This is a genomic window from Streptococcus viridans (assembly GCF_900636365.1).
GTDB classification, from domain to species: Bacteria; Bacillota; Bacilli; order Lactobacillales; family Streptococcaceae; genus Streptococcus; species Streptococcus viridans_A.
On record NZ_LR134266.1, the window covers coordinates 367,174 to 384,296 of the forward strand.

The window sequence follows — 17,123 nt, forward strand, 5'->3', positions numbered from 1 at the left end:
AAATCAGGATATCGTAGGAAAGTATCACTAGCTTTCTTCATATCTATCAAAGGATTTCAACAAGTTTATGTGTGGAATCTTTCTTTTAATTGATGGTATTTAAAAACTCCCTCATCGGAAGGATTTCCAGTGAGGGAGTTTGTTTTAGTTTAAGAAACGTTGTAAGAATTCTTTCGTCCGTTCTTCTTTTGGATTGGTAAAGATTTCTTTTGGATCACCTTGTTCAGCGATGACCCCCTTGTCCATAAAGATCACACGACTTGAGACGTCTCGTGCAAATTCCATTTCGTGTGTTACCACAATCATGGTTAAGCCTTCTTTGGCTAAGTCTTGCATAATTTTAAGAACTTCTCCGACCATTTCAGGGTCCAGAGCAGAGGTTGGCTCATCGAAGAGAATAGCATCTGGATCCATAGAGAGGGCCCGAGCGATAGCTACCCGTTGTTTTTGACCCCCAGAAAGTTGTTTTGGACGAGCAGCCCAATAAGGTTCTCCCATGCCAACTTTCTCTAAATTCGCTTTAGCAATCTTTTCTGCCGTTTCTCGGTCCCGTTTTAGGACAGTTGTTTGAGCGACAATGGTGTTTTCTAAGACATTTAAGTTTTCAAAGAGGTTGAAGCTTTGGAACACCATGCCCAATTTTTCCCGATAGTGGGTGAGATCGTAATCTGGATTGAGAACGTTTTGCCCCCGATAGAGGATTTCTCCATCAGTCGGCGTTTCTAAGAGATTAATGGAGCGAAGGAAGGTAGATTTCCCGCTACCAGAGCTCCCGATGATGGAGATCACTTCGCCTTTCTCAACAGAAAGAGAGATGTCCTTCAAAACTTCGTTTTGACCGTAGGATTTTTTTAAGTGTTTGATTTCAAGTATTTTTTCTGCCATTATTTCACCTCTTTGACTTGCATTTGATTGGCACCGGTTGTATAGGTATCAGAATCTAAGCGACGTTCGATGTAACGAAGGATACGGGTGATAGTGAAAGTCAGGATAAAGTAAATAACCGCAATAATAGTAAAGGTTGGGAAGTATTGGTAGTTTTGAGTTGCGACCGTATTTCCTGTAAAGTAGAGTTCAACCACAGAGATAACATTCAAGACCGATGTATCCTTGATGTTGATAACAAATTCATTACCTGTTGCTGGCAAGATATTGCGCACCACCTGAGGAAGAACGACCTTACGCATGGTTTGTCCATGGGTCATCCCCAGAGCGGTAGCTGCTTCAAATTGGCCAGTATCCACTGCTAAGATTCCTCCCCGAACAATCTCACTCATATAAGCCCCTGTATTGATCGAAACAATAAAGATGGCTGCCCAGGTACGATCCAAGGAGATGTTGAAGGCTTGGGCGGAACCGTAGAAAATAACCATGGATTGAACAATCATCGGAGTCCCACGGAAGATTTCAATGTAGACATTGAGGAACCAACCAAAGAATTTTTGCAAGGTGGCGAGGGCCTTGTTTTTAGACGTAGGAGCAGTCCGGAAGACACCGATTAACAAACCGATGATCAAACCAGCAATGGTCCCTGTCATGGAGATAAGGAGAGTCATACCCGTTCCACGTAAGAACTGTGGGCCATTATCTTTCAAAATCTTCATCATTTGGCTGAAGAAAGTCTGCTCATCATCGCTAGCATCACTGGAAGCGGGTTGCTTCTTGATCATATCATCCATGAGTTTGACTTGGTCTTCAGATGAAATCTTAGCTAGTGCCACATTGACTTGGTCAATTCTAGTGTCACCTTTCTTCATCCCGATAGCAATGGTAGCATCTTCCTCCCCAACTTCAAAACCTTTTTTGAATTGGATCATCTTAAACTTTGAATTAGCGGATTCAGCTGTCAAGGCTTCGGGACGCTCAGAAACATAGGCATCGATAACGCCGGATTCTAATGCTTGACGCATTTGAGCAAAGTCTCCCATTGCAGTTTCTTGTTTTGCACCCTTGAGTTGGGAGATGAGAGAGTAGAGGTAGACCCCTTGTTGAGAGGTGACCTTTGCATCCTTAAAGTCATCTAGACTAGTGGCATTCGCATAGTTTCCGTCTTTACGCACCAGCATGACCGGCTCACTGGTATAGTAGCTATTAGAGAAAGCGACTTCTTTCTTACGCTCAGCAGTAGGACTCATCCCAGCGATAATCATATCGATTTTCCCAGAAGTGAGGGCAGGGATTAAACCGTTCCAAGATGTTTTTACAATTAGAGGTTTTTTACCTAGTCCCTCAGCAACTTTTTTGGCGATTTGAACATCGTAGCCGTTGGCATATTGGTTGGTACCATCAATCTTTACAGCTCCATTTGAATCATCTTCTTGGGTCCAGTTGAAAGGGGCATAAGCAGCCTCCATTCCAATCCGGAGATATTCGTCTGCTTTGACAATGTGGCTCATTCCCAGGCACAAAAGAAGTCCTGTAAAGAGAGCATAAATTGTTTTTTTCATGTAGTCTCCTCTTCCTTTATAAATAGTATCATCTTATTGTACAGGAAATTGGTCTACTTTTCAAACCTGATAGCCTTTTCATGAAAAAATGCTATAATAAATCAAAGGAGTATAGGAAAATGAAAAAAATTCTGTATGTTCTATTTGCAGTGATGGCCTGTCTATTTGTAACAGGTCTTGTAAAAGCGGATGGTCCTTCCTACGAGATTCAGTCTTATCGGGGGACTCTAACCTTGGACACTTGGGACGATGCTACTTATGAGGAAGAATTGGTCTATCATTTTACAACTTCCTATAATGGTCAATATGTCACCTTGGGAAGTGCAGGTAAAATGCCTCAAGGTTTTGAAATAGTAATTCCTCCTTTGGTGGAAGTGGAAGGTAGAACCTTGTCGCAAGAACCAGAAGTTCAAAATTTAGGCGATGGTTATCAGGTAAAGATTTATAACGGCGGAAGCGCAGGGGATACTGTCAAGATAAAGGTTACCTGGCGCTTAAAAAACCTGCTCTATGTTCACCAGGATATCCTGTTGTTGAACTGGAAACCGATTAGTGATGGGGATCAAGAGGTCAAAAAAGTAGAGTTACAGGTTATCCCGAAATTTGCTACAGCCGCCTCGAAATCGGAACTGAATATCCATACGGCTTATATGGGGGCTGAGCCAACTGTTCAGAAAGAAGAAGCAAACTATAAGGCTACTCTAGAGAATCTGAAACGAAAAGAAGGTGTTGAGATTTATGCTTACTGGCGGAAATCGGATATAGCTTCCTTTGGGGAATCAGATAGAGATACAGGCTTGATGGAGGAGTCCAACTATCATCGGACGGAAGCAGGAATTGTTCAAAAACGGACCTGGATTCGCCTATTTATGAAGGTCCTACTCCCAATCCTTATTCTGTTCTTCCTTCTTCTCGCTATTTATTGTCGTCATCGATTCATGCAATCTGTGACTTCTACCAGAGTTTTTCCGAAAAATAGCCGCTTGTATGAGATTCCAAATGACGTTGCGCCTCTACTAATGGCCTCGATTGTATACTCTACAGAGCTAGATGAGATTTCTCCAACCAAAAAACACGCTCGGGGCGCCTTTAAATTTGATCAGTTGGTGCAAGCAACCTTACTTGATTTGATTGATCGAAAAAATATCATCTGTGAGCAATATGACACTCATACAGTTTTAACGATTCAAAATGAAGATACATTGGATGAATTTGAGCGAGAGTTTCTTAGACTTGCTTTCGGTTCTCAAAAATATTGTAGAACAGATGACTTGTTTTCAGATTATGAAATTTCGGATTCTCTCTATAAATATGCCTCTGAGAAAGAGCAAGATGCCATTCGCAAGCGAGGAAAACAAGCGCAAGATCGAATTGATGCAGCGATTTCTCGTGTTGCTCAGGCAGTTCAACAAAAGATCCAAACCTTTGCTCTTTCTCCTTACTACCGTCCTTTAGAGGTAGGGGAGGAACGTGCAGGCCGTATGTGTCTCTTCTTTGGATGGGCTGCGTGGAGCATTGCTTTGGTAGCCGGTCTAATTTCTTATTTCATCTTGAATTGGCTCTCTATCTTTTGTGTGATCTATGTGTTGGTAATGTGGATTCTTCCGGCATCCTTCCAAGGAAAGTTTAGCCTCTATCGACGGGATGGGGTCCCAACGGATATCGGTGCAGAACAGCGCTATTACTGGGATAGCTTCCGTAATATGTTGCGGGATATCGCTCATTTGGAAGAAGCAGAAGTTCAATCACTGGTTTTATGGAACCGCTTATTAGTCTATGCTACTCTGTTCGGTTTTGCAGATCAAGTAAGTAAAGTGATGAAGCTTCGTCAAATCCACTTGGATAACCCAAGTATGGATGCCTATGTCTACACTCCATTTCGTAGTAATCTGATCCATTCCAGTCATCTCTTGTCTACTTATGGAACGACTGCGACAACCGCTAGTCATTTCACAGTGTCTTCAAGCGGTAGTTCTGGTGGTGGCTTCTCTGGCGGCGGTGGTGGCGGTGGCTTCGGTGCTTTTTAGAGTCGTACAAGTGCTAGCTAACCACAGTTGTATTTACAATTTTATAGAAGTGAGGTAGGATCTACCTCACTTTTTTAGTCTACGCCTCCTTGCAAACGCATCTGGTTCTATGGCTAGAAATGTGTTATAATATAGCAAATGTAAGTTTAGGAGAAGAAGATGTTTATCATTGAACTGATAAAAGCGATTCTTTTTGGAATCGTTGAAGGAGTCACCGAGTGGCTTCCAATCTCAAGTACAGGTCATTTGATTTTGATTCAAGACTTTATCCAGTTTAAGGATCAAAATCCTGCCTTTATGGAGATGTTTAATGTCGTGATTCAGCTTGGTGCCATTATGGCTGTTGTCGTGATTTATTTCGACAAGCTTTATCCATTTAAGCCGGGGAAATCGAAAAAAGAGGTGAGACGGACTTGGCAATTGTGGGCCAAGGTTGCTGTGGCGACTCTACCCTTGCTCTTTGTCTTTAAATTGGATGATTGGTTTGAAGCTCATTTTCATAACTCTTTTTCTGTAGCCATCATGTTAATCACCTATGGTTGGGCCTTTATTTACCTTGAAAAACGGGAGCAAGTAGAGCCGGAAGTGACAGAATTGCACAAGCTGCCTTATAAGACAGCTCTCTATATTGGTTTGTTCCAAGTCTTGTCACTTTTCCCAGGAACCAGTCGGTCAGGTGCAACGATTGTAGGTGGTTTGGTCAATGGAGTTAGCCGCTCAGTTGTGACAGAATTTACCTTCTATCTGGGGATTCCTGCCATGTTTGGAGCTAGCCTGTTAAAGGTCGCTAAGTTTGTCTTGGGAGGAAATGCTTTAAGCTTCAGCCAAGGAACGATTCTTTTGGTCGCTATGGCAGTTGCCTTCGGTGTCAGTATGGTAGCGATTCGCTTCTTGACAGATTATGTCAAAAGTCATGACTTCACGGTTTTTGGAAAATATCGGATTGTTTTGGGAGCGATTTTGCTGGTCTATGCAGTGATTAAAATCTTTATCTAATCATGAGATAGGAGTGCTTCTTCTTTCTCTTCAAATGGCTATGTTTGAGGGGGAGAGGAAGTGCTCTTTTGTTTAAGTTTTTTTCATATCTGAGGTGGGGGAGTCATGTTTTGAAATATATGTCCCTTTTTAGTATAATAGAAAGACTAACAGTATGAGGTGCAATCATGAAGATGAAGCAAATCAGTGATTCAACCATTAAAATCACGATTCAATTAGAGGATTTAGAAGAACGGGGCATGGAAATGGCCGATTTTTTGGTGCCTCAAGAAAAAACAGAAGAATTTTTCTATACCATCTTAGATGAATTGGAAATGCCAGAAAGCTTCTTAGACAGTGGCATGTTGAGTTTCCGAGTGACTCCTAAGCCAGATAAGCTCGATGTTTTTGTGACCAAATCAAAAATTGATCAACATCTAAATTTTGACGATTTTTCCGACTTGCCTGATATGGAAGAATTGTCGCAAATGTCTCCGGACGAATTTATCAAGACCTTGGAAAAAACCATTTCTGAAAAAAGTAAGGGAGACGGTGATGCTATCCGTCATTTAGAAGCTGAGGAATTGGCTGATGAAAATCAGCTTTCAGAAGAAGATACACCGAATCATCCACTAGATACACGGTATATTTATTATATCCTCCAGTTTTCTCAGTTAGAAGAAGTGATTCGGTTTACAAAAACAGTTCATTATGCTGTCGAGACTTCGGAACTTTATAAAATGGACGGGATTTACTATTTAACCATCCTGATCGATTTGGAAGGGTGTCCGCAAGATTATCCAGGTTGGCTCTTGGCGACCATGCGTGAATATGCGGAAGATACAGATACTACTAGAGCTGTCCTCCAGGAACATGGTCATCTCTTGCTCGTCTCAGATGCTATTCACGAACTTCAAAAGGTTAATTTGGTATGATTACTTTTCCATTACAATTTATCCTGGTCCTCATTGCAACTTTTTTGATCAGTTTGATTCTAACTCCTTTTGTGAAGTTATTGGCGTTTAAAATAGATGCTGTAGACTATCCAAATGCGCGCCGAATTAATAAGAAACCCATGCCTAGCGCTGGTGGTTTAGCCATTCTTCTTGCTTTTACCATTGCGACTTTACTTTTGTTGCCGATGATTACAAAGGGGTATGTAGCTAAGACATCTTACCTGACCTATACCTTACCAGTTGTTGTCGGAGGATGGATCATTGGCCTGACTGGTTTGGTTGATGATATAAAAGAATTATCACCGCGGTTAAAGATGCTGGGGATTTTCATAGGGGCTAGTGTAATCTGGTTCTTTACAGATTTTCGCTTGGATGATTTTAAGATCCCTTTCGGGGGCCCATTTCTTCATTTTGATCCCTGGTTGTCCTATATTTTAACAGTCAGTTGGATTATTTCGATTACCAATGCGGTCAATTTGATTGATGGTTTGGATGGCCTGGTCAGTGGGGTTTCGATTATTTCCTTGGTGACGATGGGGATTGTTTCTCATTTCTTTCTTCCAGTGCCCAATCTCTTCCTGACCATGACGATTTTTGTCTTAGTCATGGCCATTGCTGGTTTCTTCCCCTTTAATTATCATCCAGCGATTCTTTATTTAGGGGATACAGGAGCCCTCTTCATTGGTTTTATGATTGCTGTTTTGTCCTTGCAAGGTCTTAAGAATGCGACGGCTGTTGCGGTGGTTACGCCGATGATTATCTTGGGAGTTCCAATTACGGATACCTTTTTAGCGATTGTTCGTCGGACTCTCTCTGGTCAGAAGTTTTATGTACCAGACCGGAATCACTTGCACCATCGCCTACTTTCTTTGGGCTTAACGCATCGTGGGACCGTTTTGGTCATCTATGGAATTTCGATGATTTTTGCTATGATTTCTCTTCTGTTGAATATCTCTACTCGTATTGGTGGTGTTCTACTTGTTATTGGTTTGGTATTAGGAGTTGAGCTCTTAGCGGAATTGATTGGAATCCTAGGCCCTCACCATAGTCCGCTCCTCAATTGCTTACGTTATATAGGAAATTCTGCCTATCGAGAGGAAGTTCGACAAAATAGAAAAAACAAGACTAAATAAGAACGATTCTAAACACCAGAAAAGCCTTTTAGGCTTTTTTTTGTTATACTAGATAAGACAAAACTCTATAGCAGAAAGGAATACAAATGTCAGTATTAGAGATTAAAGATCTTCATGTAGAAATTGAAGGCAAGGAAATTTTAAAAGGTGTGAACTTGACCCTTAAAACAGGAGAAATCGCAGCGATTATGGGTCCTAACGGAACAGGGAAATCAACCCTATCTGCAGCTATCATGGGGAATCCAAACTATGAAGTCACCAAAGGTGAAATTCTATTTGATGGAGTAAATATCCTTGAGTTGGAAGTGGATGAACGTGCGCGCATGGGACTCTTCTTGGCTATGCAATACCCATCAGAAATTCCAGGCATTACCAATGCTGAATTCCTTCGTGCTGCCATGAATGCAGGCAAAGAAGAGGATGAAAAAATTTCAGTTCGTGAGTTTATCACTAAATTGGATGAGAAAATGGAATTACTCAACATGAAAGAAGAAATGGCTGAGCGTTACCTCAATGAAGGTTTCTCAGGTGGTGAGAAGAAACGCAATGAAATTCTGCAATTGTTGATGTTGGAACCGAAGTTTGCCCTTCTTGATGAGATTGACTCTGGTTTGGATATTGATGCCCTTAAAGTGGTTTCAAAAGGGGTCAATGAAATGCGTGGCGAAGGTTTTGGTGCCATGATTATTACCCACTACCAACGTCTTTTAAATTATATTACTCCTGATGTGGTTCACGTGATGATGGAAGGTCGTGTCGTCCTTTCAGGTGGTCCTGAACTTGCTGTGCGTTTGGAGCGTGAAGGGTACGCGAAATTAGCAGAAGAGTTAGGTTACGACTACAAAGAAGAACTCTAATCTTGTGTCCAAAACTGAACAGGATCTTTGAGGAGGAGTAAATGACCAAAGAAAATATTAAACTTTTTTCAGAAATGCATGCAGAGGCTCAATGGTTGCAGGAGTTGCGCCAGAAGGCTTTTGATAAAATTGATGACTTAGAACTACCTGTGATTGAACGCGTGAAATTTCATCGTTGGAATCTTGGGGATGGAACGATCACAGAAAGCGAACCGCTCGCTGCTGTACCAGATTTCACTGCGATTGACAGTCAATTAAAATTGGTTCAGCATGGAACCCGTACAGTATTTGAACAGATTCCAGTTGACTTGGCGAACCAGGGAGTCATCTTTACAGACTTCCACTCAGCCTTGGAAGAAATTCCAGAGGTCGTAGAAGAATTTTTCATGTCATCCGTTAAATACGATGATGACAAGTTGGCAGCCTACCACACAGCTTATTTCAATAGTGGAGCTGTTCTCTATATTCCAGATAATGTAGAAATTGCGGAGCCAATCGAGGGTGTCTTCTACCAGGATAGTGATAGCGACGTGCCATTTAACAAGCACATCCTGATTATCGCTGGTAAAAACAGTAAGATGAGCTACCTAGAACGCTTAGAATCTCGCGGAGAGGGAAGTGCCAAAGCGACTGCCAATATCACGGTCGAAGTCATTGCCCGTTCGGGAGCGCAAGTGAAGTTTGCTGCGATTGATCGCCTCGGTGAGAATGTCACTGCCTACATTAGTCGTCGTGGGAAACTCGGCAAGGATGCCAGCATTGACTGGGCAATCGGTGTCATGAACGAAGGGAACGTCGTTGCTGATTTTGATAGTGACCTGATAGGAAATGGTAGCCATGCAGACCTTAAAGTTGTAGCCCTATCTAGTGGGCGTCAAGTTCAAGGAATTGATACTCGTGTAACCAATTATGGCTGCAATTCAGTAGGGAATATTCTCCAACATGGTGTCATTCTTGAAAAGGCAACCCTGACCTTCAACGGGATTGGCCACATTATCAAGGGAGCAAAAGGGGCAGATGCCCAACAAGAAAGCCGTGTATTAATGCTATCTGACCAGGCTCGTTCCGATGCTAACCCAATTCTTTTGATTGATGAAAACGATGTGACAGCAGGTCACGCAGCTTCCATCGGTCAAGTGGATCCAGAAGACATGTACTACCTCATGAGCCGTGGCTTGGATCAGGCAACTGCAGAACGCTTAGTGGTTCGTGGCTTCCTTGGATCAGTGATCGTGGAGATTCCAGTCAAAGAAGTTCGTGAAGAAATGATCCAAACCATTGAAGATAAATTATTGAAGAGATAAAGATGATAGATGTCGAAAAGATTCGGAAAGATTTCCCGATTTTAGATCAAATTGTGAATGATGAGCCGCTTGTCTATTTGGATAATGCAGCGACGACACAAAAGCCAAAAGTTGTCTTAGAAGCGGTGAATCGATATTACCAAGAGGATAATGCCAATGTTCACCGCGGGGTTCATACCTTAGCCGAACGGGCGACTGCTTCCTATGAAGGAGCAAGAGAAACGGTCCGTCGCTTTATAAACGCTTCCTCGACCAAAGAGGTCTTGTTTACGAGAGGGACCACGACAGGTTTGAACTGGATTGGTCGGTTTGCAGAAGAAATCCTCGAAGAGGGGGATGAGGTTCTCATCTCCATTATGGAACACCATTCCAACATCCTTCCTTGGCAGGAAGCTTGTCGGAAGACAGGGGCAAAGTTGGTATATGTCTATTTGAAAGACGGTGGTCTGGATCTAGAGGATTTCCGAAAAAAATTGACAGATCGAACCAAGTTTGTTTCCATCGCCCATGCCTCCAATGTTCTCGGAGTGATCAATCCTGTCCAAGAAATCGCTCAATTGGCCCATGAAAAAGGAGCCGTTGTGGTAGTGGATGGGGCTCAATCAGTCCCCCATATGAAAATAGATGTTCAAACATTAGATGCAGACTTCTTTGTCTTTTCTGGTCATAAAATGGCTGGACCGACAGGGATTGGAGTCTTGTATGGAAAAGAGCACTATCTCAACCAAATGTCACCTGTTGAATTTGGTGGGGAAATGATTGACTTTGTCTATGAACAATCAGCAACCTGGAAGGAACTCCCTTGGAAATTCGAAGCAGGGACTCCCAATATGGCTGGTGCTATTGGTTTAGCTGCGGCGATTGATTATTTAGAGGCCATTGGCATGGATGCGATTGAGCGTCATGAGCAAGACTTGATTGCCTACGTCTTTCCCAAGCTTCAAGCGATTGAAGGGCTGAAAATCTATGGCTCACAAGATTTAGCGAAGCGCTCTGGAGTGATTTCATTCAACCTAGGCGATCTGCATCCTCATGACCTTGCGACAGCCTTGGATTATGAAGGGGTTGCAGTTCGGGCAGGACACCATTGTGCCCAACCCTTGATCCAGTATTTGGAGGTTCCGGCGACTGCTCGAGCTAGCTTTTATCTCTACAATACAAAGGAAGACTGCGATAAGCTTGTAGAAGCGCTGATAAAAACAAAGGAGTTTTTCAATGGCACTTTCTAAATTAGATAGCCTCTATATGGCTGTGGTAGCTGATCATTCAAAAAATCCCCATCACCATGGAAAGATTGAAGGGGTTGAACAAATCAACTTAAACAATCCAACCTGCGGGGATGTGATTAGTTTGTCTGTTCAGTTTGATGATGAAGGAGTAGTCAAGGACATTGCCTTTGTCAACTCAGGTTGTACGATTTCGACGGCTTCTGCTAGTATGATGACAGATGTTGTCCTAGGAAAAACCAAGGAAGAAGTACTAGAGTTGGCGACTATTTTTTCAGAAATGGTCCAAGGCAAAGAAGATGCCCGTCAAGACCAGTTGGGAGATGCAGCCTTTTTAGCTGGGGTTGCTAAATTTCCACAACGGATCAAGTGCTCGACCCTAGCTTGGAATGCTCTCAAGAAAGCAATCGATGCTCAAGCCTAATGATGAATAAAAGTGATGAAGATTCAAGTCTGTTTTTTTAACCGAGCTTCTGGTGAGAAGTGATATCAACAATCGGGTGCTGATGGTCCAGACTAGAAGAGTAATCGCATGGAAAGAGTGCTAAAAAGAAAATGAAAGGAAAGATATGACAGAAGAAAGAGTAGAACCAAAACCAATTGATCTTGGTGAATATAAATTTGGCTTTCACGATGATGTAGACCCAATCCTGTCAACAGGAAAAGGGTTGAATGAATCGGTTATTCGCGAGTTGTCTGCTGCGAAAAATGAGCCGGAATGGATGTTGGAGTTCCGTTTGAAGTCTTATGAAGCATTTAAAAAAATGCCGATGCAAACTTGGGGAGCGGACTTGTCAGATATTGATTTTGATGATTTGATTTATTATCAAAAACCATCTGATAAACCTGCACGTAGCTGGGATGAAGTGCCTGAAAAAATTAAGGAAACGTTTGAACGGATTGGTATTCCAGAAGCAGAGCGTGCTTACTTGGCCGGAGCAGCTGCTCAGTATGAGTCTGAAGTGGTTTACCATAACATGAAGGAGGAATTCCAAAAGCTCGGAATCATTTTTACCGATACAGATTCTGCCCTCAAGGAATACCCAGACTTGTTTAAGCAATACTTTGCTAAATTGGTACCTCCAACGGATAATAAGTTGGCGGCCCTCAACTCAGCTGTTTGGTCAGGTGGAACCTTTATCTATGTACCGAAGGGTGTAAAGGTTGATGTTCCTTTGCAGACCTACTTCCGGATTAATAATGAGAATACAGGTCAGTTTGAACGGACCTTGATTATTGTGGATGAAGGCGCTAGCGTCCACTATGTAGAAGGATGTACAGCACCGACTTATTCAAGCAACAGCTTGCATGCGGCCATTGTCGAAATTTTTGCCTTGGATGGCGCTTATATGCGCTACACGACCATCCAAAACTGGTCAGACAATGTCTATAACTTGGTAACCAAACGGGCCAAAGCGACCAAAGATGCGACGGTTGAATGGATCGATGGAAACCTCGGGGCTAAAACGACTATGAAATATCCATCTGTTTACCTAGATGGAGAAGGTGCGCGTGGGACCATGTTGTCGATTGCTTTTGCAAATGCGGGGCAACACCAAGATACAGGTGCTAAAATGATCCACAATGCTCCACATACCAGCTCTTCAATCGTCTCAAAATCCATCGCTAAAGGTGGAGGAAAGGTTGACTACCGTGGACAAGTGACCTTCAATAAAGATTCAGCGAAATCTGTCAGTCACATTGAGTGTGATACCATTATCATGGATGACTTGTCTGCATCTGACACCATCCCATTTAATGAAATTCACAATTCACAAGTTGCCTTGGAGCACGAAGCTAAGGTTTCTAAGATTTCTGAAGAGCAACTCTATTACCTCATGAGCCGTGGCTTGTCAGAATCAGAAGCGACTGAGATGATCGTCATGGGATTTGTAGAGCCCTTCACTAAAGAACTTCCAATGGAATATGCGGTTGAGCTCAACCGCTTGATTAGCTATGAAATGGAAGGATCTGTCGGTTAAGGGGATAAAAGGAGAAGCAAATGGGATTCTTAAAGAAATTATTTGGTAATGTCGAAAAAGCGAATAAGGGCGAAATTCCTGCAGAAGAAATTATTCCGCCATTTACAAACGATTTAGCTGAAGAAGCAGATGATTATTGGAGACAGATGGAACAAAATCTCTTGATCAATGCTGTGAAGGCTGTTGGCGGTCCTGATAAAGCGGATCGTGCCTTTATGCTAGTGAATTTTAAGCCGGGTCAAGAAACATTTGACTTGTATTATCAAGTCGATGGGAAATTAATTTCTTGGCAAGAATTGGATCCAGAACTTGTAGAAAAAATCCGCCTTCAACTCTTGCCTCAAGCACCAGCAGTGGCCCATGCAGTCAATGAAAATTACGAAGCTGCCAATGTTCCTGTGATTAGTTATGCCATGCTTCAATTAGAAACGGCGACCATGGCTTGGTTTGGTCGGAAGCTAACAACAGCTACACCTGAAGCTAGCTTATCTTTTGGAGAATTGGTAGCAGGTTGGCGTGCGGTGATTGAACAAGAAATCCCGACTCATCCAATAGACAGCGATACTGCTTTTCCTTATTTCGAAGTTCGATAGAAGTTCTATTGACGTAATTGAATAAACAAAAAAAGAGGGTGACCTCTTTTTTTGTTTATGAGCAGTTATAGTTTTTCGTTGACGTAACGAACAAATTGATTCCACCACACCTTTAAGAAGAAACTTTTTTGGATATTTTCTCCGCTCACCATTTCCATACTAGGGGCTTTACCTTCGATATACCCTCGACCGATGGGTTCTGGATCAGTGTAGGTAAGGGTTCCGAGAGAAGTACCTTTCTTTATAGGGGCGCTAAATGAAGATTGGCTACTTTTAAAGGTGGTTTTAGGTTCTGCTTGGCTTCCTTGTCGTTCGATCACGATGAAGTCATCCTTGGCGACAGCAGTGGCGCTTGTTTTCTTGCCATCGAGAACTGTTGATTTGCTGTTATTGTAGGCTTCGCCTTTGCTGACAATGAGGCTTGGAACGAAGTTTTGGCTAACGTAATTCATCAGATTGGCTGTTGCAACAAATCGTGCGTAAGGGTCACCATCGATTGCCTCAACACCAATGACAACGGTAATCATGCGAATACCATTTTGATTAGTAGAGGCTACAAATGAAATCCCCCCTTTTTCGGAATTTCCGGTTTTTAGACCATCTACTCCTGCTCGATAGTTAGGCATATTTTCCAACATATAATTGCCGCTCTCCAATTGAATTCCAGCAAATTCTGCATGGGAAAGGGAGGTAATTTTGGTAACGTCAGGATAGTCTTCTAGAAGGTGTTTTGCGATGACTGCCACATCATAAGCGCTCAACTTATTTTCGGTATTTTTCCTTTTATTTTCCTCATCACCATCAATGATAGATTGGTTCAATCCACTAGCATTCACAATCGTCGCATCTGTAATTCCCCAATCTTTGAGCTTTGCTTTCATGAGGAGGACGAATTTTTCTTCGCTACCAGCTACTTTTTCAGCTAAGGCAATGGCGGCACTATTGGCATTTGATACGAGGAGAGCAGTGAGCAGGTCCTTGACCTTGTATTTACGGGCTTCCATGGGGACGTTGCTGATACCTTCGACGGCGGTCAATTGATAGGCTTTATCCGAAATATCCACGTCATCATTCAAAGAGATTTTCCCTTGCTGAATGGCTTCATAGACGAGATAAGTGGTCAAAAGGTTGCTGATTCCGCCAACCTCTTTTTTCTCATCACTATTTTTTTCGTAGAGTATTTTACCTGTTGTCCCATCAATCGCAATAGCATGCTGGGCTCCAAGGTCTAGGTCCTCCGCTTTTACAGGAGACGTACTGAGAAGCGCAAGCATTAGACAAAGAAGTAAGGTGATTATTTTTTTCACGTTTGAATCCTCGATTGTTTTTTGTCTCTACTATTGTATCATAAAAGAAGGCAACTGCTCTAATCCTATTTTTGCTCTCTTAGGACTCGAAGGTCATAGGCAAATTTGAAAGATAGTTGGTAAAATGGAAGAAATAGTGTATAATGGTAGAAAACCTAACATAAGGAGATAGTGATGAAAGTAAATAAACGGTTCGTACTGGCCGGTGTTTCTCTAGCCAGCGCTCTTCTATTGACAGCCTGCGGTGGTGGAAGCAGCAATCAATCTACTTATTCTTATATTTATTCAACAGATCCAAATACATTGGACTACATTGCATCGACTCGTACAACGACGTCTGATATTACAAGTAACCTTGTTGATGGTTTGTTAGAAAATGATAAATATGGAAATTTAATCCCAAGTTTGGCAGAAGACTGGACAGTTTCAGAAGATGGCTTGGTCTATACTTATAAACTTCGAAAAGATGCTAAATGGTACACCAGTGAAGGGGAAGAGTATGGTGCTGTAACAGCTCACGATTTTGTGACAGGAATCAAACATGCTGTGGAATCAAAATCAGAAGGTCTCTTCTTAATCCAAAACTCCATTAAAGGTTTGGATGCCTATGCCAAGGGTGAAACAACAGATTTCAAGACAGTTGGCGTGAAAGCCCTAGATGATTACACCGTTCAATATACCTTGGAACGCCCAGAAAGCTTTTGGAATTCTAAGACGACATCAGGCGTCCTTTTCCCAGTTAACGCAGCTTTCTTAGAATCTCAAGGAAAAGACTTTGGTTCTTTAAAACCAAGTAGTATTCTCTATAACGGTCCCTATTATTTGAAGAATTTAACTTCAAAATCTCAAATTGAACTTGTAAAAAATAAAGAATACTATGATGAAAAGAATGTTCATATTGATAATGTGAAGTTGACCTACAATGACGGATCAGATCCAGAATCGGTCATCAAGAAATTCGAAAATGGTCAATATTCATTTGCGACAGTAATGCCAAATAGCTCTACTTATAAGAGTGTGAAAAAGAAATTTGGTGATAATATTGTTTATGGTGTTCAATATGGTACATCTTACTACCTAGGCTTCAATATTGATCGTCAGAAGTATAACCATACAGCCAAAACGACAGATGCTCAAAAATCGTCTACAAAACAAGCGATTTTAAACAAGGATTTCCGTCAAGCCGTCAACTTTGCCTTTGACCGTGAAGCCTATGCAGCTCAAACATCTGGTGCAGATGCAGCGACCAAGATTCTTCGGAATACCTTGGTTCCACCGACTTTTGTTCAAGTAAATGGCGAAGAGTTCGGTAAGGTTGTCGAGAAACAATTGGTGACCTATGGGGATGAGTGGAAAGATGTAAATCTAGATGATGCCCAAACCACGCTCTACAATCAAGAAAAAGCCAAGGCTGAATTTGCAAAAGCTAAAGAACAACTGCAAAAAGAAGGGGTACAATTCCCAATTCATCTGGATTACGTTGTCAGTCAGACAGATAACAGCCAGGTGCAACAAGCTAGCTCCTTCAAACAATCCGTAGAAGCTGTTCTTGGTGCAGACAATGTTGTCGTAGATATTCAGAAATTATCTGATGATGACTTTAACAACATTACCTATTTCACAGATACTGCTGCTGAGAAAGATTATGATCTTGCAGGCGGAGGATGGGTGCCAGACTACCAAGATCCATCTACTTATTTGGAGAGTTTAAGTCCTGTTAACGGTTCTGTTTTCTACTATCTAGGTGTGGATGCAGGTTCGAACAGCCCTGCTATTTCAGCAGTTGACTTTGGTAAGTATGCAGAGCTCTTAAAAGATGCCAATGCAGAAGTGAGTGATCAAGCTGTACGCTATGAGAAATACGCAGCCGCTCAAGCATGGCTAACCGATAGTTCTTTGATCTTGCCAACTGTTTCAAATGGTGGAACGCCAATGTTGCAACGGACTGTTCCGTATAGTCGTGCAGCTTCATGGGTTGGAACAAAAGGTACAGGAACCAACTATAAATATCTTGAACTTTCAGAAGAAGTCATCAAGACAAAGGATTACGATGCAAGTAAAGAAAAATGGTTGAAAGAAAAGGCTGAATCCAATAAAAAAGCCCAAGAAGAATTAAAGAACCACATCGAATCTAAATAGCTGGGATAGTGAGAACGCATAAGTTTATGTAGGGGAAGGAGCCACTAAAAAGGATTGATTTTTTAGACAGTCCTCCGCTTAGTGGCTCCTTTCACTTGCCAAATATTCAGAAAATTTAGTTTACTTTTTTTCTCACTTATGCTATAATTCTATCTAAATTCAATAAAATGGAGACTC

General features: G+C 42.0%; 14 protein-coding genes. 11 read left to right on the top strand and 3 right to left on the bottom strand.

Annotated elements, in window-relative coordinates; translation table 11 throughout:
- Positions 1–144: 144 nt before the first annotated feature.
- Complete coding sequence (locus EL081_RS02080; RefSeq protein ID WP_126403790.1) at positions 145–885, bottom strand: amino acid ABC transporter ATP-binding protein; 741 nt, start codon at positions 883–885, stop codon at positions 145–147.
- On the bottom strand, positions 885–2,447 hold the full coding sequence (locus tag EL081_RS02085; protein WP_126403791.1) for an ABC transporter substrate-binding protein/permease: 1,563 nt from the start codon (positions 2,445–2,447) through the stop codon (positions 885–887). The genes EL081_RS02080 and EL081_RS02085 overlap by 1 nt, the downstream gene beginning before the upstream one ends.
- A 119-nt stretch (positions 2,448–2,566) precedes the next feature.
- On the opposite strand from EL081_RS02085, the gene EL081_RS02090 reads away from it, so the two are divergent.
- The 10 genes from EL081_RS02090 to EL081_RS02135 all read left to right on the top strand — a co-directional run bounded on the left by EL081_RS02090 (position 2,567) and on the right by EL081_RS02135 (position 13,500).
- On the top strand, positions 2,567–4,474 hold the full coding sequence (locus tag EL081_RS02090) for a DUF2207 domain-containing protein (RefSeq protein WP_126403792.1): 1,908 nt from the start codon (positions 2,567–2,569) through the stop codon (positions 4,472–4,474).
- A 159-nt stretch (positions 4,475–4,633) separates the two neighbouring features.
- Positions 4,634–5,470, top strand: coding sequence for an undecaprenyl-diphosphate phosphatase (locus tag EL081_RS02095; protein ID WP_126403793.1), 837 nt, complete (start codon positions 4,634–4,636; stop codon positions 5,468–5,470).
- Between the two features lie 167 nt (positions 5,471–5,637).
- Entirely contained in the window at positions 5,638–6,384 is a 747-nt protein-coding gene (mecA, locus tag EL081_RS02100) for an adaptor protein MecA (protein ID WP_126403794.1), read from the top strand.
- Positions 6,381–7,538, top strand: a complete 1,158-nt coding sequence (locus EL081_RS02105) for a glycosyltransferase family 4 protein (RefSeq protein WP_126403795.1) — start codon at positions 6,381–6,383, stop codon at positions 7,536–7,538. The genes mecA and EL081_RS02105 overlap by 4 nt, the downstream gene beginning before the upstream one ends.
- 86 nt (positions 7,539–7,624) lie before the next feature.
- Positions 7,625–8,395: a Fe-S cluster assembly ATPase SufC gene (gene sufC / locus EL081_RS02110; RefSeq protein WP_126403796.1), complete on the top strand. Its 771-nt coding sequence runs from the start codon at positions 7,625–7,627 to the stop codon at positions 8,393–8,395.
- A gap of 41 nt (positions 8,396–8,436) precedes the next feature.
- Positions 8,437–9,699 (top strand): Fe-S cluster assembly protein SufD, encoded by a 1,263-nt coding sequence (gene sufD, locus EL081_RS02115; RefSeq protein ID WP_126403797.1) that lies wholly within the window; start codon positions 8,437–8,439, stop codon positions 9,697–9,699.
- Between the two features lie 2 nt (positions 9,700–9,701).
- A complete protein-coding gene (locus EL081_RS02120) occupies positions 9,702–10,928 on the top strand; it encodes a cysteine desulfurase (protein ID WP_126403798.1) in 1,227 nt (408 codons plus the stop codon).
- Positions 10,915–11,349, top strand: a complete 435-nt coding sequence (sufU, locus tag EL081_RS02125; protein ID WP_126403799.1) for a Fe-S cluster assembly sulfur transfer protein SufU — start codon at positions 10,915–10,917, stop codon at positions 11,347–11,349. Before EL081_RS02120 ends, sufU begins: the two co-directional genes overlap by 14 nt.
- Positions 11,350–11,494: 145 nt before the next feature.
- Positions 11,495–12,907, top strand: a complete 1,413-nt coding sequence (gene sufB / locus EL081_RS02130; RefSeq protein WP_006594961.1) for a Fe-S cluster assembly protein SufB — start codon at positions 11,495–11,497, stop codon at positions 12,905–12,907.
- Positions 12,908–12,927: 20 nt separating this feature from the next.
- Positions 12,928–13,500, top strand: coding sequence for a hypothetical protein (locus EL081_RS02135; protein WP_126403800.1), 573 nt, complete (start codon positions 12,928–12,930; stop codon positions 13,498–13,500).
- Positions 13,501–13,565: 65 nt separating this feature from the next.
- On the opposite strand, the gene pbp3 is transcribed toward EL081_RS02135, so the two are convergent.
- Positions 13,566–14,807: a D-alanyl-D-alanine carboxypeptidase PBP3 gene (gene pbp3 / locus EL081_RS02140; RefSeq protein WP_126403801.1), complete on the bottom strand. Its 1,242-nt coding sequence runs from the start codon at positions 14,805–14,807 to the stop codon at positions 13,566–13,568.
- 174 nt (positions 14,808–14,981) lie between these two features.
- Between pbp3 and EL081_RS02145 the strand changes: the two genes are divergently transcribed.
- Complete coding sequence (locus EL081_RS02145; protein WP_126403802.1) at positions 14,982–16,946, top strand: peptide ABC transporter substrate-binding protein; 1,965 nt, start codon at positions 14,982–14,984, stop codon at positions 16,944–16,946.
- Positions 16,947–17,123: the final 177 nt, after the last annotated feature.